At 56.4% G+C, this 26,067-nt stretch carries 27 protein-coding genes; 16 read left to right on the top strand and 11 right to left on the bottom strand.

The annotated features are described in order from the left end of the window. Window positions 1-21 precede the first annotated feature (21 nt). Together hpxO and OCH02_RS06075 are read right to left on the bottom strand one after the other, a co-directional pair. Window positions 22-1,179, bottom strand: coding sequence for an FAD-dependent urate hydroxylase HpxO (gene hpxO / locus OCH02_RS06080; RefSeq protein ID WP_261430399.1), 1,158 nt, complete (start codon window positions 1,177-1,179; stop codon window positions 22-24). A gap of 129 nt (window positions 1,180-1,308) precedes the next feature. Further along, a complete protein-coding gene (locus OCH02_RS06075; RefSeq protein ID WP_261430398.1) occupies window positions 1,309-1,803 on the bottom strand; it encodes a DUF1003 domain-containing protein in 495 nt (164 codons plus the stop codon). 238 nt (window positions 1,804-2,041) lie between these two features. Between OCH02_RS06075 and OCH02_RS06070 the strand changes: the two genes are divergently transcribed. From OCH02_RS06070 to OCH02_RS06060, 3 genes are read left to right on the top strand one after another with little or no spacing between them, the layout of a single operon-like run. After that, entirely contained in the window at window positions 2,042-4,249 is a 2,208-nt protein-coding gene (locus OCH02_RS06070) for a xanthine dehydrogenase family protein molybdopterin-binding subunit (protein WP_261430397.1), read from the top strand. 13 nt (window positions 4,250-4,262) lie between these two features. Then, the gene (locus OCH02_RS06065; RefSeq protein WP_020826797.1) at window positions 4,263-4,721 is read left to right on the top strand and encodes a (2Fe-2S)-binding protein; all 459 of its coding nucleotides are present in this window, start codon (window positions 4,263-4,265) and stop codon (window positions 4,719-4,721) included. Window positions 4,722-4,732: 11 nt separating this feature from the next. Next, on the top strand, window positions 4,733-6,037 hold the full coding sequence (locus OCH02_RS06060) for a c-type cytochrome (RefSeq protein ID WP_261430395.1): 1,305 nt from the start codon (window positions 4,733-4,735) through the stop codon (window positions 6,035-6,037). Between the two features lie 37 nt (window positions 6,038-6,074). Here the strand turns inward: OCH02_RS06060 and OCH02_RS06055 are convergent, their stop codons facing one another. Then, complete coding sequence (locus tag OCH02_RS06055; RefSeq protein WP_261430394.1) at window positions 6,075-7,244, bottom strand: cupin domain-containing protein; 1,170 nt, start codon at window positions 7,242-7,244, stop codon at window positions 6,075-6,077. Window positions 7,245-7,831: 587 nt separating this feature from the next. On the opposite strand from OCH02_RS06055, the gene OCH02_RS06050 reads away from it, so the two are divergent. From OCH02_RS06050 to licT, 3 genes are read left to right on the top strand one after another with little or no spacing between them, the layout of a single operon-like run. After that, the gene (locus OCH02_RS06050; protein WP_261430393.1) at window positions 7,832-9,697 is read left to right on the top strand and encodes a beta-glucoside-specific PTS transporter subunit IIABC; all 1,866 of its coding nucleotides are present in this window, start codon (window positions 7,832-7,834) and stop codon (window positions 9,695-9,697) included. Next, entirely contained in the window at window positions 9,694-11,106 is a 1,413-nt protein-coding gene (locus OCH02_RS06045; protein ID WP_261430392.1) for a glycoside hydrolase family 1 protein, read from the top strand. The genes OCH02_RS06050 and OCH02_RS06045 overlap by 4 nt, the downstream gene beginning before the upstream one ends. Before the next feature lie 25 nt (window positions 11,107-11,131). After that, complete coding sequence (licT, locus tag OCH02_RS06040) at window positions 11,132-11,971, top strand: BglG family transcription antiterminator LicT (protein WP_261430391.1); 840 nt, start codon at window positions 11,132-11,134, stop codon at window positions 11,969-11,971. On the opposite strand, the gene OCH02_RS06035 is transcribed toward licT, so the two are convergent. Then, window positions 11,968-12,888, bottom strand: a complete 921-nt coding sequence (locus OCH02_RS06035) for a LysR family transcriptional regulator (protein ID WP_261430389.1) — start codon at window positions 12,886-12,888, stop codon at window positions 11,968-11,970. The two genes, licT and OCH02_RS06035, sit on opposite strands and share 4 nt — an antisense overlap. 99 nt (window positions 12,889-12,987) lie before the next feature. On the opposite strand from OCH02_RS06035, the gene OCH02_RS06030 reads away from it, so the two are divergent. Then, window positions 12,988-13,560, top strand: coding sequence for a chromate transporter (locus OCH02_RS06030; RefSeq protein WP_261430388.1), 573 nt, complete (start codon window positions 12,988-12,990; stop codon window positions 13,558-13,560). Next, window positions 13,557-14,078, top strand: a complete 522-nt coding sequence (locus tag OCH02_RS06025) for a chromate transporter (RefSeq protein WP_261430387.1) — start codon at window positions 13,557-13,559, stop codon at window positions 14,076-14,078. The genes OCH02_RS06030 and OCH02_RS06025 overlap by 4 nt, the downstream gene beginning before the upstream one ends. Window positions 14,079-14,117: 39 nt before the next feature. On the opposite strand, the gene OCH02_RS06020 is transcribed toward OCH02_RS06025, so the two are convergent. After that, the gene (locus OCH02_RS06020; RefSeq protein WP_261430386.1) at window positions 14,118-14,477 is read right to left on the bottom strand and encodes a protease inhibitor Inh/omp19 family protein; all 360 of its coding nucleotides are present in this window, start codon (window positions 14,475-14,477) and stop codon (window positions 14,118-14,120) included. Window positions 14,478-14,807: 330 nt separating this feature from the next. Here OCH02_RS06020 and OCH02_RS06015 point away from each other — a divergent pair, with 330 nt between their 5' ends. Next, window positions 14,808-15,530 carry a 2-phosphosulfolactate phosphatase gene (locus OCH02_RS06015; RefSeq protein WP_261430384.1) on the top strand — a complete coding sequence of 241 codons (723 nt, stop codon included), beginning with the start codon at window positions 14,808-14,810 and terminating at the stop codon, window positions 15,528-15,530. Here the strand turns inward: OCH02_RS06015 and OCH02_RS06010 are convergent. Both OCH02_RS06010 and OCH02_RS06005 read right to left on the bottom strand, forming a co-directional pair. Continuing rightward, window positions 15,514-16,014, bottom strand: coding sequence for a GNAT family N-acetyltransferase (locus tag OCH02_RS06010; protein WP_261430382.1), 501 nt, complete (start codon window positions 16,012-16,014; stop codon window positions 15,514-15,516). The two genes, OCH02_RS06015 and OCH02_RS06010, sit on opposite strands and share 17 nt — an antisense overlap. 29 nt (window positions 16,015-16,043) lie before the next feature. Then, window positions 16,044-17,051 carry an alpha/beta fold hydrolase gene (locus OCH02_RS06005; RefSeq protein WP_261430381.1) on the bottom strand — a complete coding sequence of 336 codons (1,008 nt, stop codon included), beginning with the start codon at window positions 17,049-17,051 and terminating at the stop codon, window positions 16,044-16,046. A 19-nt stretch (window positions 17,052-17,070) separates the two neighbouring features. Here OCH02_RS06005 and OCH02_RS06000 point away from each other — a divergent pair, with 19 nt between their 5' ends. Beyond that, window positions 17,071-17,421 (top strand): tlde1 domain-containing protein, encoded by a 351-nt coding sequence (locus OCH02_RS06000; RefSeq protein ID WP_315899169.1) that lies wholly within the window; start codon window positions 17,071-17,073, stop codon window positions 17,419-17,421. On the opposite strand, the gene OCH02_RS05995 is transcribed toward OCH02_RS06000, so the two are convergent. Then, a complete protein-coding gene (locus OCH02_RS05995) occupies window positions 17,398-18,303 on the bottom strand; it encodes a DMT family transporter (protein ID WP_261430380.1) in 906 nt (301 codons plus the stop codon). The genes OCH02_RS06000 and OCH02_RS05995 overlap by 24 nt on opposite strands. A gap of 178 nt (window positions 18,304-18,481) precedes the next feature. On the opposite strand from OCH02_RS05995, the gene OCH02_RS05990 reads away from it, so the two are divergent. Both OCH02_RS05990 and OCH02_RS05985 read left to right on the top strand, forming a co-directional pair. Further along, window positions 18,482-19,393 (top strand): AraC family transcriptional regulator, encoded by a 912-nt coding sequence (locus OCH02_RS05990; RefSeq protein WP_261430802.1) that lies wholly within the window; start codon window positions 18,482-18,484, stop codon window positions 19,391-19,393. Then, window positions 19,369-19,806 carry a glyoxalase gene (locus OCH02_RS05985; protein WP_261430379.1) on the top strand — a complete coding sequence of 146 codons (438 nt, stop codon included), beginning with the start codon at window positions 19,369-19,371 and terminating at the stop codon, window positions 19,804-19,806. Before OCH02_RS05990 ends, OCH02_RS05985 begins: the two co-directional genes overlap by 25 nt. A gap of 22 nt (window positions 19,807-19,828) precedes the next feature. On the opposite strand, the gene OCH02_RS05980 is transcribed toward OCH02_RS05985, so the two are convergent. The 3 genes from OCH02_RS05980 to OCH02_RS05970 form a co-directional block, all read right to left on the bottom strand. Then, entirely contained in the window at window positions 19,829-21,034 is a 1,206-nt protein-coding gene (locus OCH02_RS05980) for a multidrug efflux MFS transporter (protein ID WP_261430378.1), read from the bottom strand. 120 nt (window positions 21,035-21,154) lie between these two features. Continuing rightward, complete coding sequence (locus tag OCH02_RS05975) at window positions 21,155-21,487, bottom strand: type II toxin-antitoxin system RelE/ParE family toxin (RefSeq protein ID WP_261094900.1); 333 nt, start codon at window positions 21,485-21,487, stop codon at window positions 21,155-21,157. A 21-nt stretch (window positions 21,488-21,508) separates the two neighbouring features. Beyond that, complete coding sequence (locus OCH02_RS05970; RefSeq protein ID WP_261088180.1) at window positions 21,509-21,742, bottom strand: type II toxin-antitoxin system Phd/YefM family antitoxin; 234 nt, start codon at window positions 21,740-21,742, stop codon at window positions 21,509-21,511. Between the two features lie 131 nt (window positions 21,743-21,873). Here OCH02_RS05970 and OCH02_RS05965 point away from each other — a divergent pair, with 131 nt between their 5' ends. The 4 genes from OCH02_RS05965 to OCH02_RS05950 all read left to right on the top strand — a co-directional run bounded on the left by OCH02_RS05965 (window position 21,874) and on the right by OCH02_RS05950 (window position 26,024). Then, window positions 21,874-22,737 carry a GNAT family N-acetyltransferase gene (locus OCH02_RS05965; RefSeq protein ID WP_261430377.1) on the top strand — a complete coding sequence of 288 codons (864 nt, stop codon included), beginning with the start codon at window positions 21,874-21,876 and terminating at the stop codon, window positions 22,735-22,737. A gap of 246 nt (window positions 22,738-22,983) precedes the next feature. Then, window positions 22,984-23,856, top strand: a complete 873-nt coding sequence (locus OCH02_RS05960; RefSeq protein WP_261430376.1) for a MurR/RpiR family transcriptional regulator — start codon at window positions 22,984-22,986, stop codon at window positions 23,854-23,856. 18 nt (window positions 23,857-23,874) lie between these two features. Then, a complete protein-coding gene (ddpX, locus tag OCH02_RS05955; protein ID WP_261430375.1) occupies window positions 23,875-24,438 on the top strand; it encodes a D-alanyl-D-alanine dipeptidase in 564 nt (187 codons plus the stop codon). 35 nt (window positions 24,439-24,473) lie between these two features. Further along, entirely contained in the window at window positions 24,474-26,024 is a 1,551-nt protein-coding gene (locus OCH02_RS05950) for an ABC transporter substrate-binding protein (protein ID WP_261430374.1), read from the top strand. Window positions 26,025-26,067: the final 43 nt, after the last annotated feature.

Genomic DNA, 26,067 nt, shown 5'->3' with positions numbered 1-26,067 from the left:
TGCCGCCGAGGAAGGGCAGAGTCAGGCCAGCGGCCCGCCCATAATGGTTTCTTTCATGCCGGAGAGAATTCGCTCGCCGGTTTCGCTTTTCAGCTCTTCGTACCAGCCATGGGTGATCGCCATTTCTTTACCGTGGGTGACATCAGAGCGCTTTCGCGCCTTCAGCACCAAATCCTTCACCCGGTGGCTGCGTTTTTCCTGATAGCGCAACAGCGCGTCTTCAATGCCCAGCGAGTTGGTTTGTAAGGCAAGCGCCAGTACCACCGCGTCCTCCATCGCCGCACAGCCGCCCTGGCCGATATCCGGCGTGGTGCTGTGTCCGGCGTCGCCCAGTAATGCCACGCGCCCGCGCACCAGCTGTTCGAAAGGTTCGATATCATGGATCTCAATGCGGTTGACGGTGTCGGGGTCGAGCACCGCAATCAGTTTTTGCACCGGTTCGGCCCAGCCGGCAAAGTAGCGCTGCAGATCGGCTCGTGCGCTGCTGCGGTCTTCCGCCAGCCCGGTGGGCAGAGGTACGTCGAAGAAATAGTAGAAGCGGTGGTCGGAGACGGGCATCAGCGACACCCGCTTGCCTTCCCCCACGAAGGTCGTCCACTGGTCGGCGGGGGCGATAGACTCATCAATGGCTACCAGCCCGTTCCAGTTGACGTAACCGGCATAGCGACGATCCACCCCGTGGCCCAGCACATAAGGGCGAATGGCGGAATGCGTGCCGTCGGCGGCGATCAGAAAATCACCGCTGGCCTGGCTGCCGTCTGTAAACCAGGCGGTCACGCCTTGTGCGGTTTCTTCAATGCCGCTGACGCGTTTGCCAAAATGCACGCGGTCTCGGCCATAGGTGTCCAGCAACATCGCCTGTAGCTCGGCACGGGCCACCGGGTACGGCCGTTCACCGACGCTGGCGATCAGCGGATCCAGGCTAAAGCGAGTCAGGGTCTGGCCGTGCAGGTATTCCTGATAGGCCATGTAGTGCATTGGGCCGCCGAGCGCACGCAGCGGTTCTTTCATCCCCAGGTAATTAAGGCATTTTACGCCGTTGGGCCAGATGGAAATGGCGGCCCCGACCGGTTTGATTTCTTTGACCGCTTCAAAAACCGCAGTGTCGATACCGACACGCTGTAATGCGATGGCGGTACACAGACCGCCGATGCCGCCACCAATGACAATTGCTTTCATCTGCTTCTCCCTTATAGCCACGATCGGGAGAAGCAATTTCCATACCAGCCCGCAAACCGGCCGCTGATGCGGTATCAGGCCGTCGATTGATGCAATTTGGTGCAATCCATGACCCGTGACGAAGCAAATTCAGCTGCGATCCCGGTTTGCCAACTGGATTGCCAGGCTTTCAATGCGCTCTGCCATCTGTTTGGTCAGGTTGGTTAATTCAGTGTTCTGTTTCAACAGCGCCAGCAATTGTTCAGATTGCTGCGCGGCAAGGGTTTGCCGTTGCGCCATTGCCTCATCCAAATCCTCGCGATGCTGAGCATCGGCCAGTGCGTGCGCCTGGTCACGTTCGGCCTGATGGGTTTGCGCCAGCAGGATCAGTGGGGCGGCGTAGGCGGCCTGCAAGCTGAAAGCCAGGTTCAACAGAATAAAAGGGTAAGGGTCAAACTTGGTATGGCCTGCTAAATTGAGATAGATCCAGACGGCCACCACCACCGTTTGCCCCACCAAAAACGTCGGTGTGCCAAAAAAGCGGGCAAAGGCTTCTGCCTTCAGTGCAAACCATTGGTCACCAAAAGTATGGGTTAAGCTCTTTAGCGGGCGATAAAAACGAAATTTGTTATTGGGTTGCGGCATGGCTTTCACCCTCGTGGAGATAATGAAGAGATAGTTAATTTATAGCATGAGGGCCGAAATACCCGCGCAGTACACAGCACAAATCCACCACAGAAAACCCCGCCTGAATGCCAGACAGACAAAATAATGGACTACGCTAACTATTAGCCCGTCGCGCTGGTGTATGCAGACGGCGCGCATAAAAAGAATGATTTCGCCGCATTGATTAAGGTTGATCGGCATTTTGGAGCGATGAGCAATGAATCTACCCGAAGTCCCGCTTACCCGGCGGCGTTTTATCGTCGGTGCCAGTGCGCTGGTGATCGGTGCCTATCTGCCGTCCACCGGTGCGCTGGCCCGCGCAAACTCCGCCACTGCGCCTGAAAACAATCCTCATGCAGCCAATGCTTTTGTGCAGATTGACCAGGAAGGCATTGTGACGGTTATCAGTAAACATACCGAGGTGGGCCAGGGGGTGTATACCGGCATGGCGACCTTGGTCGCCGAAGAGCTGGACGCCGATTGGTCGCAGGTGCGGGTGGTTGCCGCGCCGGTTGATACCAACGTCTATAAAAACCTGTCGTTTGGTTTCCAGGGCACCGGTGGTTCCAGTTCGGTGGCCAATGCCTATGAGCAGATGCGCCGCATGGGGGCCATGGCGCGTGCGATGCTGGTTCAGGCCGCCGCACAAAGCTGGAAAACCTCGGCGCAGGAAATTACCGTGCAGGCGGGCAAGATCCGCCACGCGGCCAGTGGGCGTGAAGCGGGCTTCGGTGAGTTTGCCGTATTGGCCAGCCAGTTGCCGCCACCCGATCCCGCGACCCTGACGCTGAAAGATCCCGCCAATTTTACGCTGATCGGTAAGGCCAGCGGCTTGCACCGGGTGGATTCACTGGCCAAGACCAACGGCTCGGCGCAATTTACCCAGGACATTCATGAACCGGATATGCTGACCGTGACCATCAAAAAGCCGCCGCGTTTTGGCGGCAAGGTGGCCTCGTTTGACGCCAGCCGTGCGCTGACGGTGCCGGGCGTGGTGGCGGTGAAGCAGACCGATACCGGCGTGGCGGTCTATGCCAAAAATACCTGGGCGGCGATCCAGGGGCGTGAAAAATTACAGGTGGAGTGGGACGACTCGCAGGCCGAGCGGCGCAACACCGAGCAGATTTTCGCTGAGTTCCGCCAGGTGGCGCAAAAGCCCGGTGCGGTGGCGAAAAGTCACGGCCAGCCGGACGAGGTTTTTGATAAAGCCGACAAAGTGATCGAAGCGGAATACACCTTTCCGTATGTGGCCCATGCGCCGATGGAACCGTTGGACGGCTATCTGTTCTGGGACGGTGAAAGCGTCAAGGCGCGCTATGGCTGTCAGATCCAAACCCTCGATCACCAGCAACTGTGCGACCTGTTCCAATTGCCACCGGAGAAGGTAGAAATTGAAACTATTTTAGCCGGCGGCAGCTTTGGTCGCCGTATCGATCTGGGCAACCCGAAGCTGGGGCCGGATCTGGCCGCAGACATGGCGGCGGCCGCCAAGGCCATTGGCCCCGGGCACGGGGTGAAGGTGGTGTGGACGCGTGAAGACGATATCCGCAACGGCTGGTACCGCCCGATGATCCTGCACCGGCTGCGCGGGGCGATCCGCGGCGGCAAGGTGGTGGGCTGGAGCGATACCGTCGTCGGCCATTCCTGGACGCTCAACAGTGCGATGACGGCACTGGTGGTCAAGGGTGTCGATCAGATGATGATAGAAGGTGCCAGCGAAGTCCCTTATACCTTTGAGAGCTTCCGTTGTGACGCCCATATCGTGCCGGGCAAGGTGCCTACCACCTCACTGAGATCGGTAGCCAGTACCCACACCGGCCATGCGGTGGAAAGCTTTATCGACCAACTGTTGCAGGAAACCGGGCAGGATCCGGTAGAGGGGCGACTGGCACTGATGGGGGATGCGCCGCGTGAGGCCGGCGTATTACGGGCGGTGGCAAAAGCCGCTAACTGGCAGGGCGCGAAGGTGGTGGATGGCCGGGCGCGAGGAGTTGGCGTCGCCAAGGCGTTTAATACCCGGGTGGCGCAGATTGCCGAGGTATCGATCGGCGAAGGCGGCATTCCACGGGTGCACAAGGTGTGGTGTGCGGTGGACTGTGGCGTCGCGGTCAATCCGGATGTGATCCGCGCGCAGATTGAAGGCGGCATCGGCTATGGCCTGAGCATCGCACTGTACGGCAACATTACGCTAAAAGACGGGGTGGTTGAGCAGTCCAACTTCAACAATTTCCGTCCGCTGCGTATCGATGAAATGCCGGAAATAGAGGTGATTATCGTGCCGTCCACCGAGGCCCCGACCGGCGTGGGTGAACTGGGTGTGCCGACCATAGCCCCGGCGGTCGGGAATGCTCTGGCGCTGCTCGGGCGGCCCCGCAGTTCACTGAGCCTGCCTTTACACCGTCCCAACAGTGACGCCAGCGTCTGACAAGGAGAACAGCATGATAACTTTAACCGTGAACGACCAACCGCTGACGTTTGATGGCGACCCGCATATGCCGCTGCTGTGGTTCCTGCGTGATGAAGCCGGGCTGACCGGCACCAAATTTGGCTGCGGCATTGCGATGTGCGGCGCTTGTACCGTCCATCTGGACGGCGTGCCGGTACGTTCTTGCATGACGCCGGTCTCTGCCGCCGAGGGCAAGAAAATTACCACCATCGAAGCGATTGGCGAGACGCCGGCGGGCAAAGCGGTGCAGGCGGCCTGGGTCAATCTGGACGTGGTGCAATGCGGCTACTGCCAGTCCGGCCAGATCATGAGCGCCAGCGCACTGTTGGCCCAAAGCAAGAACCCGAGCGATGCAGATATTGACGCGGCGATGAGTGGCAACGTTTGCCGCTGCGCTACCTACGTGCGCATTCGCGCCGCCATTCACCAGGCCGCCAAGGCGTTGGATTAAGGGAGAAACCCATGAGCAACGCCCTGAGATGGCTGTTATGGCTGATTGTCGCAATCGTGGTGTTAGCGGGAGGCTACGCGCTTTATACCCTGTTACGCCCGGTCGGCCCCGAGCCGGCGGCCCCTATCGCCGGGGCCCCGGCGAGCATTAGCGATAAACTGGCCCGCGGTGAATATCTGACCCGTGCCGCCGACTGCGTGGCCTGCCACACCGCACCTGGCGGTAAACCCTTCGCCGGGGGTTTTGCCTTTAAACTGCCATTCGGAACCATTTATGGCACCAACATTACTGCCGACCCGGAAACCGGGATCGGTGGCTGGAGTGACGATCAGTTTGTGAGTGCGGTGCGTGAAGGCGTCGGTCCACAGGGGAATCTGTATCCGGCAATGCCTTATACTTCCTACACTGGCTTAAGCCGTGACGACGTACTGGCGATCAAAGCCTACCTGTTCAGCCTGCCGCCGGTGAAGCAGGCCAATCCGGAAAACGGTCTGTCGTTCCCGTTCAACCAGCGCTGGGGCATGAAGTTCTGGAATTTGGCGTTCTTCAACGAAAAACGCTTCGAGCCGAACCTCAATCAGGATGAGCAATGGAATCGCGGGGCCTATCTGGCGACTGCGCTGGGCCACTGCAGCGAATGCCATACCCCGCGCAATCTGGGTTTTGGCATTAATCAGAGCAAAAACCTCAGCGGCGAGGTGATCCAGGGCTGGTTCGCCGGCAATATTACCCCGGACTCGCATACCGGTATTGGCGGCTGGAGCGAGCAGCAACTGTCGCAATATCTGGCCACCGGCCATGCGGAAGGGCGCAGCAGCGCTTCCGGCCCGATGGCGGAAGCGGTGGAAAATAGCCTGCAATACCTGACGCCGGAGGATAACCAGGCCCTGGTGAAATATCTGCGCAATATCGAGCCGATCGCCACCGACAGTGCCAGCGCGGTGAATCTGCAGCCAAAGGGCGCAACCTCTTCCAGCGCGGTATTGCCGGGTGGGCAGGAAGATTCTCTCGGCCGCAGGCTGTTCGCCGGGGACTGTAGCGGGTGTCACCAGTGGAACGGTACCGGCCGCCAGAGCAAATATGCTTCGTTGGTTGGCAGCACCGCGGTTAACGATCCGCAGGGCCGTAGCGTGGTGCAGGCGATCCTCAAAGGTACGCGCATCAGCATTGGTGAGCAGCACGAGTTTATGCCGGACTTTGGTAGCCAATACTCGGACGAAGAAGTGGCTGCGGTAGCCAACTACGTGGTGGGCCAGTTTGGTGAAAAACAGGGCAAGGTGACCGCCAAACAGGTGGCGGAGCAGCGTAAGCAGTAACCCTTGGCGAGGGGGGGTAACGCCCCCTCGCTACCCATCAGCTTTTACGGCGGGACATTACCAGTTTGTCCCTGGGGCGATCTTGCCAGTCGGCAATCTGATTATTGAAGTTATCTGCCAGCAGATAGGCCGGGGTTTTCGCCAGCCAGTCCGATAGCGAAATATCCTGATAAATGCCGTTATCCAGTACGATTAACACCTTGAGATCCTCATCGCCCATATTCTCAATGTAATGGCCAAACCCCTGCGGGACATAACCGACGTCTGTCGGCGCATATTCTGATGTCTGCGCATGGCCGTGTGAACCAAATACCGTCATACGTCCCTTGCCGGAAATATAGTATTGCCACTCATTGGCGTTGGGGTGCCAATGTAATTCACGTATGGCTCCGGGTTTGACGATCTCGATAATGCCGGTCATGGTGGTTGATATGGGGAATTCTTTTGAAGACACCAAATGAACGCTGCCTGCATCATTTTCAAAGAAAGGTTTTTGCTTCATTAATTCATAACGGTGAGCCAGCGGGGCATTATTCAAACCGCCGTCGCTGCTGGGCAGGGGCAGAGCCGGGGGCACCGCACCGGCGACAATATAGGCTTCACCCTGTTTGGCTTTGGAAAATACCGATGCCGGCATATTGACGCTTTTTTCCAACACCTCTTTGGGCATGTGCGCCACCCAGTCAGTAATGCTGAAAGTACCAAACTCGGAAAAATGGCCGTTATCAAAGGTCAATACAAAGTGTGCGCCGTCCGCCAGCGCCTGGATCGAGTGCCCATAGCCTTTGGGGAAATACCAGACATCCCCTGCGCCAAAGTCCGCCACTTCGCACTTTCCCTCCGGGTCGATGATGGTGATACGGGCATGACCTTCCAGCATAAATGCCCATTCGGCGGCAATGGCGTGCCAGTGCAGCTCGCGTACGCCGCCCGGCTCCAGCGTCATATCTACCCCGGCAACGCCTTCAGAAATCGGGAATTGTTCGACGGTGGCCTCTCTGGCCCAGCCGCTGGGCAGACTGCGTTTTTTGCTGTTGGCAAAGACATATTTATAAAGGTTTTGTGCATCGGCGGCGGGTTGGAAAGTACTGGGCGGGACAATATTGCGATGTTCGTCGGCGCTGGCGGATTTAATCATACCGCCCATTACGCTGGCTGCTGCTGCGCTGACCGCAGAGGCTTTTAATATATCACGACGCGATAACATATAACTTTCTCCAATATATAGAATGCCTGCCGAAAGATCGGCAGGATTTATCTGTTGGTTTTATTGGCTACAGGTGTGTTATTGCCGCATTGAAAATGCTCGGCGACGGTTTAAATCATAGTGGGTTAAGCTGCATTCACCGCGAATAATTTATTTGTTTGTGTTACCAATTGAGTGAGGCTGTAATTATTTCTTTTACTTTTAAATAATAATTCTCCGGTATCAATTAAACCCTGTTTTTTGTTCAATAAATAATAAACAGAGTTAATTTATTTAGGCGGCTGTTTTTTTGTCAGTGTTATTTTAATCGGTTAATTTAACCGATGCGCCAAAGTGGGGCATGACGGACAACATTGCAGTGCATTTTCGAAAATTAGTGATGTTAATCACAAAGCTTAACGCAGGCTATTGCCGAAAAATCACAACTATGACGATACTTTCGCCGCGATCCTAACGATCGCCAGACATTTTTATTACGGCGTGTTACTGCTCAGGCAGGCAAGACCAAAATAGGAATGCACCTCTCCATGCGATGAGGCGCATTTTGATTTTGGTCTTTTTTTTTGTTTTTTTACCGGGGAAATTCGATGGATTACAAACAGCTAGGCCTGGAAATACTGGCGCGGGTAGGGGGCAAGGGCAACGTCAGCAAACTGACGCACTGCGCGACTCGTCTGCGCATGGAGTTTAATGATGACAGCAAGGTAGAGGCGAAAGCCATCGAGGCCTTGCCGGGGGTGATCAGCGTGGTGGACCGCGGCGGTCAGTTCCAGATCGTGGTCGGCAACAACGTGCAGCAAACCTTCCGCACGCTACAAAAAGAAATCGGCGCTCTCGAGGGGCGGCAGAGCGATAAGAAATCACAGGCCCGCGGCGGGGTGGTTTCACAGATTATCAGCGTGATCTCTACCACCTTTACCCCGGTGATCCCGGCGATCACCGGCGCGGGGATGATTAAGGCGCTGCTGGCGATCCTCAAGCTGACCGGGGCGATAGACGCCGCCAGTCCGACCTATCATCTGCTGGACACCATTGCCGACGCGGCTTTCTTCTTCCTGCCGGTGTTGCTGGCCTATGGTGCAGCAATCAAGTTCGAGTGTAACCCGATACTGGCCATGACCATCGCCGGGGTGTTGTTGCACCCCAATCTGGCGCAGATGCTGGCGGCGGGGACGCCGATTGACTTTATCGGCATTCCGGTGCGAATGGCCGACTATGCCGGTTCGGTGCTGCCGATTATTTTCACCGTTTGGCTGATGTCTTATATCGAGCGCTTTGCCGAAAAAGTTTCGCCGACGATGATCAAATTCTTCACCAAGCCAATGATTATTCTGTTGGTTACCGCACCGCTGGCGTTAGTGGTGGTAGGCCCGTTCGGTATTTTCCTTAACGATCTGGTTGCCGCCGGCGCGGCGATCGTCGACGGTAAGGCCAGTTGGCTGATCCCGATGCTGATGGGCGGGCTACAACCCTTCCTGGTGATCACCGGCACCGCCTGGGCGATGACGCCGATCGCGACCGGTCAGTTGAGCAAAAACGGCTTCGAAATGATTAACGGGCCGGGCATGTTGGCCTCCAACATTGCACAGGGCGCGGCCACCCTGTGCGTGGCCTTCCGTACCAAAAACAAAAACCTGCGCCAACTGGCGTCCTCTGCCGGTTTCACCGCGCTGCTGGGTATCACCGAGCCTTCGCTGTACGGCGTGACGCTCAAGCTGCGCAGACCCCTGATTGCCGCGATGATCGGCGGTGGCTGCGCCGGTATCTATGCCGGGTTGAGCGGGCTGGTACGCTATGCCTTTGTCTCGCCTGGGCTGGCAGCGTTGCCTGCGTTTATCGGTGAAAACCCGATGAATATCGTCCATGCGCTGGTCACCTGTGCCATCGCTATCGTAGTGACCTTTGCGTTGACCTGGATCCTGGGTTTTGACGATCCGGTCGAAGAGCAGGAGACGCCGAAGACGGGATCTCACAGCGACGCTGAACAGCAGATTTTCAGCCCGCTGTTCGGTCAACTGGTGGCACTGGATCAGGTAAACGACGATGTCTTTTCCCAGGGGTTATTGGGCCAGGGCGTAGCGATACGGCCACAGGAAGGGCTGCTGCGTGCGCCGCTGGACGGTGAGGTGGTGACCTTCCTGCCCTCAATGCATGCGGTGGGTATCAAGGGAGATAACGGCGTTGAACTGCTGGTGCACATCGGTATCGACACGGTTAATTTGGCGGGGCAGCATTTTAGCGCCAACCTGAAAATTGGCGACCGGGTCAAGGTGGGGGATGAACTGGTGCGCTTTGATCTGGCGGCTATTGCTGCGCTGGGTTACGACCTCACCACGCCGGTACTGGTGGTCAACAGTGAAGCCTTTCCGCAGTTGAGTTGTCGTCAGCCGGGCCGGGTCGACTTTGGCGAACCGATCATCAACCTTAATCATACGCAGCAGGAGCCGGCATGATTTATCAACGACTGAACGATTTCCCCGCAGATTTTCTGTGGGGGGCTTCCACTTCCGCCTATCAGGTGGAAGGCGCCTGGGACGAAGAGGGCAAAAGCCCGTCGATTGTAGATATGCTCGATCATCCGCCAGGCACCGCCGACTTTAAGGTGGCCAGCGATCACTATCATCGCTTTCGCGAGGACGTGAAACTGTTTGCCGAGTTGGGGCTGAAGGCCTATCGCTTTTCTATTGCCTGGACGCGGGTGCTGCCCAATGGCACCGGCGAGGTCAACGCTGCCGGGCTGGATTTCTACCGCCAGTTGATTGATGAACTGCTGAGCCATGGCATCGAGCCGGTGGTGACGCTGTATCATTTCGATCTTCCCTATGTGCTTGAGCAGCAGGGTGGCTGGTCTAATCGCGTTACCATCGATGCCTTTGTCGATTATGCCGGGGTGCTGTTCGACGCCTTTGGCGACCGGGTGAAGTACTGGCTGACTATCAACGAGCAAAACACCATGATCCTGCACCCAGGGGCCATTGGCACACCAAAGGGCGGCGTACTGCCGTCCAAACGGGTGCTGTATCAGCAAAACCACCATATGCTGGTGGCTCAGGCACGGGTGATGGCGCTGTGTCATCAGCGCTGCCCCGCAGGGAAGATTGGCCCGGCGATTAATACCACCTCGATGTATCAGGAAACCTGCCATCCGCTGGATGCTATCGCCGCCCATAACTGGGAGACGCTGCGTTGCTGGAGTTTCCTCGATGTGGCGGTGCATGGCCGCTATAACCCGCTGGCCTGGCGTTATTTGCTGGACCGCGAACTGGCTCCGCAGATGGAGCCGGGCGATGCGGCGCTGTTGTTGCAAGGCAAACCGGACTATGTGGCGATAAACTACTATTCTACCGCCACCATTGCCGCCAGCCGTGGCGACGCCTCCGACATCAGCGCGCGCGCAGGCGATCAGCAAATCATGCTGGGGGAACCGGGAGTTTACCGCGCAGCGGAGAATCCGTTCGTCGGTAAAACCCGCTACGGCTGGGTGATCGACCCGGTCGGATTACGGCTAACGCTGCGCAAAACCGCTGAACGCTACCATTTGCCAATATTAATTACTGAAAACGGCATCGGTGCCCCGGATGAGTTACAGGCCGATGGTACAATTAACGACGATTACCGCATTGAATTTATGCGTCAGCACGTCGAACAGATGCAGTTGGCGATTAACGACGGGGTAGAACTGATCGGCTATTGTCCGTGGGCGGCGATAGACGTGGTCAGTACTCATCAGGGCTATGCCAAGCGTTACGGGTTTGTCTATGTCAACCGGGGTGAGCAGGATCTGAAAGATCTGCGGAGAATTAAAAAACGCAGTTTTGACTGGTATCAACGGCTGATTGCCTCCGATGGCCGGCAACGCTAAAAAATAAAGGGTGATGGCCGCGACGATGAAAGTCATTAAGGTACTCAATAATAGCCTGGTGCTATCGACTGACGGCGATAACAATGAAGTTATCGTGATGGGCAAGGGTATTGGCTTTAACAGCAAGGTGGGTGACGTTCTCGACCCGGCCACGATAGAGAAAGTGTATGTGGTGCAAAACAGCCAAAAGGGCCGTGATTACCTGCGGCTGATAGAAACCACGCCGGAAGAGCACATTGAGATCGTGCAGATGATCCTGGCTGAGGCTAACCGCCAGCTCAAAGGGCGGATTAACGAGCAGATTTTCTTCACGTTGGCGGACCATATCAGCTTCGCCATTGAGCGCTACCACAAAGGGATTGCTATCCAGAACCGCCTGCTGTTTGAGGTGAAGCGTTTTTATCCGCAGGAATTCGCGGTGGCGACGCAGGCGCTGGCGCACATCAACCGGCGGTTGAACATTAGCCTGCCGGAAGAAGAGGCGGGCAACATCGCTTTCCATCTGGTTAATGGCCAGACCGATGTGCAAAACATGGAGCACACGCTGCTGGCGGTGAAAATGTTGAAAGATATTTTCAATATCATCAAATACCATTTTCGCATCAATATCGACACCGACTCGCTCAATTACTCGCGTTTTCTGGTGCATATGCAGTTTTTTATTCAGCGTATGGTCGAGGGGCAACAGATGACGTCGAAAGACGATTTTATCTTTGCTCAGGTAACCAAAGAGTATCCGCACGCCTACCGCGGTGCGCTGCTGATCCGCGACTACGTGAAAAATCTGCTGCAAATGGAAATGTCGAACGATGAGCTGCTGTATCTGGTGATCCACCTGACGCGCATCGCCGACAAGGAAGATTAGCCGGGCGCTTGCTCACTGACCGCTTCGGCCACCAAATCGCGAAAGCCGGCGATGATGGCCGATGTTCGGTTGTTGCGCAGCGCCAGATAAAGCGGCGCGCTGAGCTGCGCCCGATCGCCAATCGCCCGGTAGACAATGCCGTCGCCCCCCAAACGCCGCATCGAGGCCGGCACGATGGACAGCCCCAAACCGGCACCGACCAAACTGAGGGTCGCGGGCAGGCGCGGGGCTTCCTGAACCACGCGTGGGCTGAAACCGGCACGGTGGCAGGCCGCCAGAATGGCGTCATATAAACCCTGCCCCGCAGGCCGACGATAAAGGATAAAGGCTTCATGGCTTAATGCCTCCAGCGGCAAGGGTTGCTCACTGTTGACGGCCAGCGGGTGCCCGACAGGCAGGGCGACCAACATCGATTCACGCAGCACCGGTTCAATCGTCAACCCGGGAATGCCGCCCACCGGTGAGCGGACAAAGGCCACGTCAAGGCGCTCATCCACCAATGCCTCCAATAGCTCACCGCTGCCGGCCTCTTCCAACTGGGTGGTAATGCCCGGCAGGATCTCGCGGTAGCGGCGCAGCAGATTGGGCACAAACGGGTGCAGAGCGGCCGAACTGGTGAAGCCGATGGCAATATGCCCTTGTTCACCCCGTGCGGCACGGTGCACCGCTTCGGTCAGATGTTCTGCCCGTGCCAACAGAGCACGGGCTTCATTGAACAGCACATTGCCGGCTTCGGTGACGCGCACGCCGCGTGGCAAACGTTGCAACAGTTTTACTCCCAGCTCATCTTCCAGCCCCTGCAACAGGCGGGTTAACGGCGGCTGCTGAATAAACAGCCGTTCGGCGGCGCGGGTGATATTGCCTTCTTCTACTACGGTAACGAACGCCCGCAGGCGACGAAGTTCGATCATAACCATACCTCAGAGGTATCTTTGTTGCTTATGAAATGCATTAGACAGCATGACATGGCGGCGCGCATCATACCAGCCATCATAAGAAGCAATGTGGAACTGGCAATGTCTGAATCTGATGCAGTAAAAAACAGCCAACTCGCGGCTCCACCGGGTAACGGTGAGCTATTTTTGGGCTTTCTGATGCTGGGGTTGATCGGCTTTGGCGGCGTGCTGCCGCTGGCACGTAACATGCTGGTGGAAGACCGTCGCTGGCTGAGCGGTGAACAGTTCACCGAGCTGCTGGGCCTGTGTCAGTTTTTGCCGGGCGGCAACGTGATCAACCTTTCCGTGGCGGTGGGTATGGAGTTTCGCGGAGTACGCGGTGCCTTGTGCGCGCTGCTGGGGCTGATCAGCGCGCCAACGGCGATTGTGGTCGGGTTGGGTATGGTCTACGCCCGTTTTCAGAACGATGCGCATGTGCAACACGTGTTTGCCGGGCTGGCGGCGGCGGCGGCCGGTTTGTTGTTGTCCACCGGGGTGAAAATGCTGTTACCGCTGCGCGGTAAATGGCTGGCGCTGGCAATTGTGGCGCTCAGTCTGATAACCATTGCCTGGCTGCGTCTGCCGTTATTACCGACCATGCTGGTGCTGGCACCGCTGAGCATTCTGCTGCTGTGGTGGAGGAACCCATCTTGATCGCCATCTTGATTTCACTGGCATTGATTTTCACCGAGTTGTCGCTGCTGGCGTTCGGTGGCGGCATGACCATTCTGCCGGAGATGCAGCGTCAGGTGGTGGAGGTTCATCAATGGATGAGCGCGCAGGAATTCAGCGCGCTGTTCGCCATGGCGCAGGCTGCCCCGGGGCCGAATATGATGATCGTACCGCTGATTGGCTGGCACGTGGCCGGTTGGGCCGGGTTGTTGGTCTCTTCGGTCGCCAAGTTCGGTCCGTCGTCGATCGTCACCCTGCTGGTGATGGGGGCCTGGCGACGCTTCAAGGATAAACCCTGGCGGCGCAGAGTGCAGAGCGGCCTGGTGCCGGTTACCGTCGGTTTGGTGGCGGCGAGTGGGGTGCTGATTGCCGAAGCTTCCGCGCCAAGTTGGCCGCTGGCGGTGATTATTTTGCTGGCCACGGTCGTGAGCATGAGCAAGCGCATTCATCCGCTGTGGGTTTTGGCGGGTGGTGCGTTAATGGGATTGTTGGTGGCGTGACGACAGGTTTTTACGCTGCCGTCATGCCAGAAAAGACGGTTATTGGCGTGGCGTCAGCGTGAAGCGCGGCTTGCCGTTATGGTTTACCACTTCGTAGCGTTTGGGGGCCGTCAGCGCCAGGAACGCGACCATGCTGCCGTCGGCGTTGGTCAGCGTCATGCCGTCCGGCGTAGGGCGCCAGGCGACCGGCAGTTCGGCGAGGGCCAACGGCTGCAGACATTGTGCAGAGGCGGTAAAACGGTAGGCGTTGGTGCCTTCGATCAATTCATCGCTTAACTCAACCTCGCAGGCGGCAGCTTTGCCTTCGGCGTCGTTCAACTGCCAGTGCCCTTTCAGCGCAGAGGGGGCCAGCAGGGGCAGTGAACTGGCAAAGGTCGTGCTGCTTAACATCATGCTCATAACAACTCCTGTCAGGGCAACGCGCCGTAATGCGCGCATAGAGAGAAATCTCGGCATCGGCCACTCCTTACTGAAATCCGTTAATACCATAGCACGATCCCAGGTTCTGGGTGAGCGAAGGGCAAGGGGTTTTAATGCTCGTTTATACTGAACTTTCGTGATGGGTTAAAAGGGTTACCTATATGACCGATTTGTTCCCATGTTCAACCGGATTTTATCTGTTGGTAAGGAGATTAGACGCGGCATGCAGCGCCCCTACCATAAACAACAGAGCGGGTGGTTAACAGCCTCAAAAGGCCATTGGGTCCTTTCTTTTCAATGGAGTCGTAGATGGGTTATTTCTCGCAATCTCAGTTCGATATCCGCCTTGAATGGGGGATACACGCCATCGAGCAAATGGCTGGTGATGTTGACTGTGTGATTATCGTTGATGTGATGTCTTTTTCAACCTGCGTAAGCGTTGCCGTTGGGCGAGGGGCCAGGGTTTATCCTTACCCTTGGAAAGATGATACCGCGACAGTATACGGTAATAACTTAGGGGCTATTACAGCCAATACTACCCGTCGTTTTGAGGGCGAGGGATACTCACTTTCACCGGTTTCGCTGGTTGCTATCCCTCCTGAAACCAAACTGGTACTTCCGTCGCCCAATGGCTCAGCGTTGGCTTTTAAGGCCAGGGACTCCGGATGTGCTGTGTTCTGTGGCAGTTTGAGAAACCTTGAGGCGACTGTTAACGCCTGCGCAGTATATCGACGAATTTTGGTGGTTCCCTGTGGCGAAAAATGGCCGGATGGCAGCCTGCGGCCAGCACTTGAGGACTGGCTAACGGCGGGCGCGATAATTTCCCGCCTGCCAAAGCGAAATTCGTCACCGGAGGCACAAGCTGCAGCAGCGACTTTTCAGGCGTTACCTGCAACTGCATTACGCCAGTGCAGTTCAGCCTGTGAGTTGATTGAACGCGGGTTCGCCGCCGACGTTGATCTTTGTTTGACAACCGATGTCGACGACAAGGCCTGCTGGTTGCACAACGATCACTTCACCGGCGGAAAATAAGCACCATCAGCATTTCGTCGAGATAGCCCTGCTCGGTCTTCAACGCACGAGGCTCCACGCCATAAGGTTCGAAACCGAACCGCTTATAGAGACTGATTGCGGCATCGTTGTCTGCGACAACGGTAAGCAAGATTTGCTCAACCTGGTTAGAACCATGGTCAATCACCGCTTTTAGTAATGCATTGGCAATCCCCTGACCTCTGAATTCGGGTTCAACAAATACCCCGGTCAGCGAGGCCTTATGCGCATCTTTAATGCCCTCGGCCTGCTTGAATACCATGACCCCAACGATCCTGCCGTTTGAATAGGCGCCGAATACGGCACAGTTGGTGAGTCTGTCTGCAAAAAATTGTAGCGGTTTCTCAGCCTCAAGTGCGTAAAGGGAGCCGAACATTTCGGGGGATTTTTTTAAGGCGGCAAGCCGGATAGCCCGAAAATCCTCTGCGTTTTCTGCCTGGAGCCGGCGAATGGTAATATCAAGCATGGATGGTTTCCTGTCCTGTAGCGAGATCGTTAGGGTCGCAATGCCTTAATCAGCGCCTGATTAAACTGTGCGGGTTCTTCCATTTGCGGCGCATGGCCCAGCCCCGGAAACTCGATCAGACGGGCGTGCGGGATCAATTTTGCCACCTGTTTGCCCAGCAGATTGTAATCACCGAGCTTGGCCTTGACCGCCGGCGGAGCAATGTCACTGCCGATGGCGGTGGTGTCGGCGGTACCAATCATCAGCGTGGTTGGCATTTGCAGATCCTTAAACTCGTAGTACACCGGTTGGGTGAAAATCATGTCGTAAATCAAGGCTGAATTCCAGGCTACCAGACGATGGCCCGGCCCGTTATTGAGCCCGGCGAGCATATCGACCCAGCGGTCATATTCTGGTTTCCAGCGGCCGACGTAGTAGGTATTCAACTCATATTGCCTGATACCTGCCGCGGAAGTTTTCAGCTCACGCTCGAACCATTGATCGACGCTGCGCCAGGGCACACCCTTGGCTTTCCAGTCTTCCAGCCCAATCGGGTTCACCATCACCAGTCGCTCAACCGCTTGCGGATACATCAGGCTGTAACGCGTCGCCAGCATGCCGCCGGTGGAGTGGCCGACGATCGTCGCTTTACTGATTTTCAGGTTATTGAGCAACGCGTGGGTGTTTTGCGCCAACTGCTGGAAACTGTATTGGTAATGTTGCGGTTTGGTCGAACTGCAAAAGCCGATTTGATCCGGTGCGATCACCCGGTAACCGGCTTTGCTCAGCGCTTTGATAGTGTCCTGCCAAGTGGCAGCACAGAAGTTTTTGCCATGCATCAGCACCGCAGTGTGACCGTTGGCTTCACCCTCTGGCGGGACGTCCATATACCCCATGCTTAACTGCTGCCCCTGAGAGGTGAAGCTAAACTGCTGCAGGGGGTAAGGGTAGTGAAAGCCCTGCAGTTCCTGGCCGTACTTCGGCGTTTCGGCTGCCGCGTTTGCCGTAAAGGCGGTGAGGGCGGCGGATAGCAGCCAGAGGCGGGAAAATCTCAGCATACTGATCTCCTTATGAAAAATCGGCAAGAGTCTGAGTATAGGACAGATTTTTCTACGAGTACGGGACACTCAACACAAGAATCGCCATGCTGAGTGGTTCGGCCTTTATAGCAATACGACGATGAGCGATCACGTTTTCGTTAATGGTGTTAACCGTGGAAGCTTCAGGCTTCATCCGCTTAATACTGACGGTAGCGGTGTATCATGGGGCTGCATTACGCTGTACAAAGCATCCGATTTCCAAATTCTCAGACGTTCTCTGTTGAACCGCAAGAAAGTCCGTGTACCTGGCGGGCGTGGGCTTATTTTGTGGTCTTTACTCACGACGTTCAGAAGGCACGTTTACCTACACCGCCCGGCGTCGCCATAACCCAGTGAACCGGTCCGGTTTAGCGAACATCACCAGATTACCCAGCAGGATCAGGCACAGGCCAATCACCGCATTGAAGTGCCACTGGTAGCCTTCATAAATTGTCGAAATACTCAGCGCCACCAGGGGGAACAGCAGGGTGCTGTACGCCGCTGCACCGGCACCGATACGGCCCAGCAGGCTGAAATAGGCGGCAAAGGCAATCACCGAACCGAATATCGCCAGGTACAGCAGTGAACCGATATAGCGGGTACTGAACTCAATCTGGAACGACGCACCCTGGGCCAGGGCGATCAGCGCCATCAGGACCGCGCCGTAGCTCATGGCATAGGTATTGGTGGACAGAATATCCAGCCCGCGCCGCTGGTGACGGGAGCTGATCATATTGCCCAGAGAAAAACCGAAAGTGCCGAGTGCGCTCAACCCAATGCCTTTCAACAGTTCCGGCGCCAGTTGGGTGGCGACCAAATCTTGCCAGAACAGGGCGACGATCCCGGTGATACCCAGCACCGCCGCCGGCAGCAGGTTCGGGCTGGGACGTTGCCGGAAGAAAATCCACCCGTTGACCGCGTTGAACAGCACTGCCATTGAGAAAATCACTGATTCCAGCCCGCTGCTGATATAGGCTGCGGCATGGTAGAAACAGTAGAAGTTAAGCCCAAACACGCAGCAACCTTGCAGGAGGCAAAACAGATGGTCGCCCAGAGCAATGCGGCGCAGGCGACGTGCCAGTAGCAGAATGACCAACATCACCAGCGCGGCGACCACAAAGCGGTAACTGATGGACAGGGGAATAGCCACCGGTCCTTCCTGTTGCAGGGTAATCGCAATCCAGGTGGTGCCCCAAATCAGCACGACGGCAAGGTACAACAGCGTGTTCATAATAAACTCCGGCAAAAATAGAGAGAGGCAGTATCCGCCGCTGCACGCCGTCGTGCTTTCCGCGCTTTGCTGGCAATTGCATATTCTTGCGCTTTTTTTGGCAAAAGCGCGGGCTGACGGCTGGTGTGGCGCTGCGCCACTCTCTACACTGGATGGATGGGTGAAAAGGGGGGCGGCGATGTCCGGCTACAAGGCGTTTGAAACACTGCGGGAACATAAAGCGCGGTTGCACAACAGCGTGCGGCTGGGTTCTGGCGTGGAACTGGCCGCCTGGTCCAACTGTAATGACCGTATTACCCAGGAAAGCGCCGATCACCATACTCTGAGTCTGTATATTGCCGACGGTTATGAGTGCTATCAAAAAGTCCCCGGTGGCTGGAAGAACGGCGGCGGGCCGGATCGCTTCTGCATTATGCCGCGTCAGTATGAATCTACCTGGGACGTGCGCAGCGATTTGTCTTTTGTGCACCTTTACTGCACCGATCGTCACCTGCGTCAGGTGGCAGAGCAAACCTGGGATCGCAGCCCGGCGGCGATTAACCTCGAACCCTGCGCTTTTGGCGAGGATCCGCAGATCACACTGCTGTATCGCCAGTTCTTACTCAACTGCAACTGGCAAGAACGCAGCAACCAACTGGCACTCAGCAGCGCCACAACGTTGTTGATGTCGCGCCTGATCCAAGGCTACAGCCAGCTCAACTGGGCGTTACCGCTGGTCCGCGGCGGCCTGGCCCCGGCGGTCGCCAGACGGGTGAAAGAGTATATTGAGCACCATCTTGACCAGCCGTTGTTGCTGGCAGACCTGGCGGCGCAGGCAGAGCTGAGTGAGTTCCACTTTGCCCGGATGTTTAAACATGACACCGGCCTGGCACCACACCAGTTTGTGATGCGCGCGCGGCTGCAGCAGGCAGAAAAACTGCTGCGTCACAGCCTGCTGCCACTGACACAGATTGCGCTGGAGTGCGGTTTTAGCTCCTCCAGCCATTTCAGTAACCGCTTCAAGGCGGCCTATGGATTTTCACCAACGCAAATGCGTCAGGGCGTTGATAGCCAACAGGAGAGAACATGGAACAGCAGTTCGCAGGACTAGGCGTGTTGTTTATCGCCGGATTTGGGCCAATTACCCGGCAAACGGAACAAAGCAAGGCGTTCTACGCTGACGCGCTGGGGCTGCCGCTTAAGCCGATGGACGGCAATGCCGATTATTTGCTGACCGAGCATGGCGTACTGGAGGGGGTTAAACACTTCGCCCTGTGGCCGTTGGCGCAGGCCGCACAGTCCTGCTTCGGCAGTGAGCAATGGCCGGCCGATTTGCCGGTGCCACAGGCCTGGATGGAATTTGACGTTGCCGATATGGCGCTGGCAACGCAGGGATTGATTGATCGCGGTTATCGTTTGCTGATAGCCAACCGCGAAGAACCCTGGGGCCAGAGCGTCACCCGCTTGCTCAGCCCGGAAGGACTGTTGATCGGCGTGACCTTTACCCCCTGGTTACGAGATTAACCGTTAATCAAGGCTCTCCCTCTCAGCCGGAGGGAGAGGACTTCGCTTCGACCTTGTTAAACTGGCTGCGCAGTTGCAGGCAGTTAATCAGCACCAGCACCGCCGTGACCACAAACACCCAGCGGAAGCCCATCAGCGCCGAAACGCCAGAGCCTATTAGCGGACCCACCACGTTACCGAGATACATAAACGACTGGTTATAGCCGAAGATGCGCCCGGTGACCTGATCGGAAGAGTACTTCAGCAGCAATGTCTGCACGGCAGGCATCAAGGCACCATCGGCAAACCCCAACAGAAAACGCAGGATCCCCAACTGGAGTGGCGTTTCCACCCAGGCCATGATGGCAAATAACACCGTAGTCAATCCCAATGCGGCCAACAAAATACGTGCGGTGCCGATACGGTCGCCAAGCCGGCCGAGGCGCGGGGCGGACATCAACGCGGCAACGCCAGGAACGGCGGCGATCATGCCGCTAATAAAGGCCAGGTTGCCGCTATCACCGGACAAATCCTTGATAAACAGCGTCAGTATCGGACTGATCGATGAGTTGGCCAATTGGATCATCAGAGTGCTGACAAACAGGGTCACAATCAACGCCGGATAGGGCAGCGAACGGAAAACCGCTTTACCGCTTAATCGATCGGCTTTTTTTACCTCGATATGGCGCTCTTTTATCAGGAACAGGGTAATCAGGAAACTGACAAACATCAGCACGGCGGTGACGAAAAACACCACGCGTAGCCCCAGATGGTCGGCCATCAGGCCACCCAACAGTGGGCCAACGATCACTCCTGTCACCGGGCCGGTAGACAAAGTACCCAAAGCCCAGCCACTTTTATCTCGCGGTACCTGCGAAGCGACCAACGCCATGGCATTGGGGATATAGCCGGAGGTCAGCCCCATCAGTGCGCGCAGTGCAAACAGCTGATAAACGTTGGTGACCATACCCTGCAGCGCAATCACAACGGCCATTCCCAACGAAGCCCGCAGCAGCATGAGTTTGCGGCCCTTGCGGTCTGCCAGGCTGCCCCACAGCGGTGATACCAGCGCCGAGACCAAAAAAGTGCCGCTGAACACCAGTCCGGACCAGATACTCAGCGACTGATGACCACTGACGCCGAGCTGTTCGACGTACAGCGGTAGAAAAGGCAGGATTTGGCTCATCGCCAGCCCGGTAAAGAAACAGCCGAGCCAGACCGAGATCAGATTGAGTTTCCACGCTTCCATCAGCTTGTCGTACCACTTTGAATTGGGAGGGATTTATTGAGCAGAGTAATAATAACACCGGTTATCAGAGGCTGCTGGGCGAAATCCGTGAACAAACGTAAAAGGTGTCGGGCGGTGGGGTTAAGGGGCTATCAGTCGATTAAACAACAGCTGCTGGATATCCTGCTTTTGTGCAAGAAAAGCGTGCACGGTAATCAGAGAATCTTCGAGTGAATAGATGACGCGGTAGCCGTTTGGCGTATTACATTCACGGTATTTATCGCAGCCAATCTTTAAAAGTTCAGGGCAAATCTGACAACCGGCTGAGAACTGACTGACCCTGGCTTCAAACGCGTTGATGATGTCATCCACGACAGGCATCGGAGGGACATTATTAGCTTTAAGATGACGAATAATCTCGACCAGGGTGCCTTTTGCCGTTGCGGTATACTCAATACCAGGCTGTTCCTTCATATGACATCTCCTTTTACCGCATTAGTCATCTATATCAGCCAGTAACTGGTCGCGGGAATAAACTTTGCCTTCTTTTTTGTCTTTTTCAGACAGCGTTAGCAATTTAAGCAGGGCAATAGCATCATCCCGTTGCTTGCGCTCTGCATAAGACTCGATCACATAAGCCGGTGTGCCATTTTGCGTCACCAGAATGGGCTCAGATAAATCGAGTGCGGCGGCGTGTTTCTTTACGTAGCTTATAGTTTCAACTTTCATACAGGTGTCCTCGCAGGTCGAATGTGTCAAATTTAGTCCATATTCAGACCATAAGCAATGCGCCGGAAAGAAGCGAATCTGCTACTTTGTGGCAGAGCGAATTTCGCCGCTAAATGAATCAGGAGGTCAAGGTGCCCCAGGAAAAACCGAGCATTATTCTGCGCTCAATGATCGAAACGGATCTTCCGGCCACGTTCGAACTGTCGCAGCAGGCGCAGTGGCCCCACCGGCTGGAAGATTGGCAGCAGGCGTGGTCGTTGGGGGCCGGTGTGATAGCCGAGGCCGAAGGGAAGGTGGTGGGCTGTGCGCTGCGTTGGTTGTGGGGGATACAGCGCGCCACGCTGGGGTTGGTGATTGTTGCCGAGCAGCACCGTGGGCAAGGTATCGCCAGGGCGATGATGCAGCGGCTGATGGCACCGCTGGCCGATTATCAGCTGCATTTGGTGGCGAGTGAACAGGGTAAACCGCTGTATCAACAATTGGGGTTTGTCGAACAAGGGGCGTTGGCACAGCATCAATGCCGGGCGTTGCCAATGCGTAACGCCCAGCCTTTGCCGGAGGGTTTACGCCTGCGCCCGGCATTGCCAGCGGATATTACCTTGCTGAGTGAGCTGGATTTTGCCGCCAGTGGCCTGCAGCGTCAGCCACTGTTGGCCGCATTATTGGCAACTGCCGAGCAGGCGTTGGTGCTGGAACGGCGGGGCGTGGCCGTTGGCTTTGCTTCGCGGCGTCATTTTGGTTATGGCAGCATGATTGGCCCGGTGGTTGCCCCTGAGCTTGCCGACGCGGTTATCCTGATTGATGCCTTGTGCCAGCCTTGCAGCGGTCAGTTCGTGCGGGTGGATACACCGCTGGACACCGGTCTTGGCGAATGGCTGATTGGGCGGGGTTTACCCTGTATTGATACGCCCACCATCATGGTTCGTGGTACACCTCATAGACCGGATTGCCATCTTGCACAGACTTTTGCACTGGTTTCGCAAGCCTGGTCATAAAATTGAAATTAAGGGGTCACGGCGGTGCATTGCCAGATGCATTGCCCAATTGTTGTGCAATAGTTATCAACTGATGACTATGTTGTAACCGCAGGCGCTGCCGCTCCTGCAGCGCCATACGCCGCCACGCGATAATTTTTCCCCAGCAGTTCGCCATTGGCACGGGCCATGCATTGTCATCATCAGTCTTTGTTACCTGAGTAACAGAGGGTGGCGTGATGACAACTCAACAACAACGGGCGAACTATGGCTGAGCATCCAGATGTGATCGCACAAATAGAAGCGTCATTTGCGGTACAGACCCCGACCGGGAAACGTATTGCCGGCTATCTGCTGGCCAACTTGGCGCAGGTGCCGTTTGAAACGGCCGACAGCATCGCCCGCAGCACCGCCACCAGTGGCATCTCCGTGGGACGGTACCTGCGTAGCCTGGGGTATCGCAATCTTGACGATTTGAAACGCACGCTGCGTGAACAGGGGACGGCGCTGTATCAGCCCTGGGGCGTGACCGACCGTCTGGGCGCTTATCGCCAACGGCGCGAACAGCCACAGCCGCAAAAGCTGCGCCAGTCGTTAACGCTGGAGCTGGAGGCTATCGAGCATGTTTACCAATTGGCCGGCGGTGATGCCTTTGCCCAGGTCAGCCGACAGTTGGCGCAGGCGGAAGCGGTGTTTGTGGTTGGTATTCAATCCACGCGCGGCATCGCCAACGCCTTCTACAGCCATCTGGAATATCTGCGGCCCAAGGTCTATTACGCCGACGGGTTGTCCGGCACCTACGTGGAATCACTCAATTCGGAATTCAGCGCGCCTTATTTGGTGCTGACCGACACCCGCGCCTATTCCACTATTGCTCAAAAATACTGCCAGGCCGCCTGTGCCCGGGGGCTGAGATTGGCGCTGATCACCGATATTTACTGCCCGTGGGCGCGGGATTACCCGATTGACCTGCTGCAGGTGAAAACCGACACCGGCCAGTTTTGGGATTCTCTAGCGCCATTCAGTTGTCTGTTCAATCTGTTGCTGTCTTCGGTGCTGGAACAGGGCGGCGCGGCGGTGGAACAACGGCTGGCCAATAACCGCATGCTACAAAAAGAGCTGGGGCAATTTGAATCTTAATCACTATGGGAAAATGCAATGAGTGACAATGTAACGTTAGTCGATTTGGCCGAAGCCTTTCCCGAGTTGCCTATCGACTTGAAATACGCCGGCGCCGACAACCTGACCGGCCGGGCGATTTATCTTGAGAGCCGTTGCCTGATGCATCCCGACGCGGTGCAGGGACTAGGGCGCTGTTTGCTGGCGGCGCGGCTGGCCGGTTTTTCCCTGCTGGTGTTCGACGCTTATCGGCCTCAGCAGGCGCAGGCATTGCTGTGGCAGGCGTGTCCGGATCCGCAATATGTCACCAGCACGTTAACCGGCTCGCACCACAGCCGGGGCGTGGCGATCGACGTGACGCTGCTGGATGCCGACGGTGTGGCACTGGATATGGGCACCGCTTTTGATGAGATGAGCGAAAGATCCCACCCGTTTTACCCTGATTTCCCTCCGGAGGTGCAGCGCAATCGGCTGCTGCTGAATGCGGTGATGGCCGCCGGAGGTTTTCGCGGTATCGCCAGCGAATGGTGGCATTTCGAGCTGCCCAACACTGGGGAGTATCCGCTGCTGGCCGATCGCTTCGGCTGTTTTTCTTACGATTAAAACAACACACCTTCAACACATCGGGAGCTTTGTTTATGAATCAGATCAAATATGCCGCTTTGGCGGCGGCAGTGACGTTGGGCATGGTAGTAATGGGTCAGGCGCAGGCGGCGGTACCCAAAGACATGCTGGTGATTGGCAAGGCGGCTGACCCGCAAACGCTGGATCCGGCGGTGACCATTGATAACAACGACTGGACGGTGACCTATCCGGCCTACCAACGACTGGTGCAGTACAAAACCGAGGGCGGTAAAGGCTCGACGCAGGTGGAAGGCGAACTGGCCGAGAGTTGGACGGCTTCCGACGATCAGCTGGTGTGGACCTTTAAACTCAAACCCGGCAACAAGTTTGATGATGGTTCGGATGTTAATGCCGAGGCGGTGAAGTGGTCGTTCGAGCGCCTGATGAAAATTGGTCAGGGGCCGTCCGAAGCCTTCCCGAAAGACTTGCAGGTGACGGCGGTGGACCCACTGACGGTGCGTTTTACCTTGAAAACCCCGTTTGCACCCTTCCTGTACACCCTGGCCAACGACGGCGCCGGTATCGTTAACCCGGCCATCGCCAAGGCTAATCCGGCTGATGAAGGTAAAGCCTGGCTGGCGAACCACAGCGCCGGTTCCGGCCCGTACAAATTGGATCGTTGGCAAAAAGGCCAGCAGCTGGTGCTGGTACCGAATCCGCATTACAGCGGCACCAAACCAGCATTTAAGCGGGTAACGGTGAAAATTATCGGGGAAAGCGCGACCCGACGTTTGCAACTGACCCGTGGTGATCTGGATATTGCCGAATCCTTGCCGATCGATCAGTTGACGGCACTGAAGAGTGAAAACAAGGTGGCGGTCAATGAGTACCCGTCGCTGCGGGTGACCTATTTATATCTCAACAACGGCAAGGCACCGCTGAATCAGGTTGACCTGCGCCGCGCCATTTCTTACGCGGTGGATTATCAGGGCATGGTGAAGGGCATTCTCGGCGGTAACGGCAAACAGATGCGTGGCCCGATCCCGGAGGGCATGTGGGGATACGACGCCACTGCGCAGCAGTACAGCCAGAATGCTGACAAGGCGAAGGCGGCGCTGGCGGCGGTGAAGGACAAACCGGCTTCGCTCAATTTCCTGTATTCGGTAAGCGACCCCAACTGGGAGGCGATAGCGCTGTCGGTACAGGCCAGCCTGGCGACGGTGGGCATCAACGTCAAACTGGAGAAACTGGCCAATGCCACCATGCGCGACCGTATCGGCCAGGGTAACTACGACATCGCCATCGGCAACTGGAGCCCGGACTTCGCCGACCCCTACATGTTCATGAACTACTGGTTCGAATCCGACAAGAAAGGATTGCCGGGCAACCGTTCGTTCTACAGCGATCCGCAGGTGGATGCGCTGCTGAAGAAAGCGGTATCGGTGTCCGATCAGCAGATGCGTACCGCCGATTACCAAGCGGCTCAGAAAATTGTCATCGACCAGGCGGCCTATGTTTATTTGTTCCAGAAAAACTATCAGGTGGCGATGAACAAAGAGGTGAAGGGCTTTGTATATAACCCGATGCTGGAGCAGGTATTCAACGTTGGGCAGATGAGCAAGTAATCTTCTTCGGGCAGCCGTTTGGCTGCCCCTGCACCATGGGAAA

This window comes from Serratia quinivorans (assembly GCF_946227985.1).
Classification (GTDB): Bacteria; Pseudomonadota; Gammaproteobacteria; order Enterobacterales; family Enterobacteriaceae; genus Serratia; species Serratia quinivorans_A.
This window is presented reverse-complemented; position numbering and strand designations above follow the sequence as displayed.

Coding starts and splice junctions, on each gene's coding strand:
- hpxO (WP_261430399.1), bottom strand. CDS start 1,179: ATGAAAGCAATTGTCATTGGTGGCGGCATCGGCGGTCTGTGTACCGCC.
- OCH02_RS06075 (WP_261430398.1), bottom strand. CDS start 1,803: ATGCCGCAACCCAATAACAAATTTCGTTTTTATCGCCCGCTAAAGAGC.
- OCH02_RS06070 (WP_261430397.1), top strand. CDS start 2,042: ATGAATCTACCCGAAGTCCCGCTTACCCGGCGGCGTTTTATCGTCGGT.
- OCH02_RS06065 (WP_020826797.1), top strand. CDS start 4,263: ATGATAACTTTAACCGTGAACGACCAACCGCTGACGTTTGATGGCGAC.
- OCH02_RS06060 (WP_261430395.1), top strand. CDS start 4,733: ATGAGCAACGCCCTGAGATGGCTGTTATGGCTGATTGTCGCAATCGTG.
- OCH02_RS06055 (WP_261430394.1), bottom strand. CDS start 7,244: ATGTTATCGCGTCGTGATATATTAAAAGCCTCTGCGGTCAGCGCAGCA.
- OCH02_RS06050 (WP_261430393.1), top strand. CDS start 7,832: ATGGATTACAAACAGCTAGGCCTGGAAATACTGGCGCGGGTAGGGGGC.
- OCH02_RS06045 (WP_261430392.1), top strand. CDS start 9,694: ATGATTTATCAACGACTGAACGATTTCCCCGCAGATTTTCTGTGGGGG.
- licT (WP_261430391.1), top strand. CDS start 11,132: ATGAAAGTCATTAAGGTACTCAATAATAGCCTGGTGCTATCGACTGAC.
- OCH02_RS06035 (WP_261430389.1), bottom strand. CDS start 12,888: ATGGTTATGATCGAACTTCGTCGCCTGCGGGCGTTCGTTACCGTAGTA.
- OCH02_RS06030 (WP_261430388.1), top strand. CDS start 12,988: ATGTCTGAATCTGATGCAGTAAAAAACAGCCAACTCGCGGCTCCACCG.
- OCH02_RS06020 (WP_261430386.1), bottom strand. CDS start 14,477: ATGAGCATGATGTTAAGCAGCACGACCTTTGCCAGTTCACTGCCCCTG.
- OCH02_RS06015 (WP_261430384.1), top strand. CDS start 14,808: ATGGGTTATTTCTCGCAATCTCAGTTCGATATCCGCCTTGAATGGGGG.
- OCH02_RS06010 (WP_261430382.1), bottom strand. CDS start 16,014: ATGCTTGATATTACCATTCGCCGGCTCCAGGCAGAAAACGCAGAGGAT.
- OCH02_RS06005 (WP_261430381.1), bottom strand. CDS start 17,051: ATGCTGAGATTTTCCCGCCTCTGGCTGCTATCCGCCGCCCTCACCGCC.
- OCH02_RS05995 (WP_261430380.1), bottom strand. CDS start 18,303: ATGAACACGCTGTTGTACCTTGCCGTCGTGCTGATTTGGGGCACCACC.
- OCH02_RS05990 (WP_261430802.1), top strand. CDS start 18,482: ATGTCCGGCTACAAGGCGTTTGAAACACTGCGGGAACATAAAGCGCGG.
- OCH02_RS05985 (WP_261430379.1), top strand. CDS start 19,369: ATGGAACAGCAGTTCGCAGGACTAGGCGTGTTGTTTATCGCCGGATTT.
- OCH02_RS05980 (WP_261430378.1), bottom strand. CDS start 21,034: ATGGAAGCGTGGAAACTCAATCTGATCTCGGTCTGGCTCGGCTGTTTC.
- OCH02_RS05975 (WP_261094900.1), bottom strand. CDS start 21,487: ATGAAGGAACAGCCTGGTATTGAGTATACCGCAACGGCAAAAGGCACC.
- OCH02_RS05970 (WP_261088180.1), bottom strand. CDS start 21,742: ATGAAAGTTGAAACTATAAGCTACGTAAAGAAACACGCCGCCGCACTC.
- OCH02_RS05960 (WP_261430376.1), top strand. CDS start 22,984: ATGGCTGAGCATCCAGATGTGATCGCACAAATAGAAGCGTCATTTGCG.
- ddpX (WP_261430375.1), top strand. CDS start 23,875: ATGAGTGACAATGTAACGTTAGTCGATTTGGCCGAAGCCTTTCCCGAG.
- OCH02_RS05950 (WP_261430374.1), top strand. CDS start 24,474: ATGAATCAGATCAAATATGCCGCTTTGGCGGCGGCAGTGACGTTGGGC.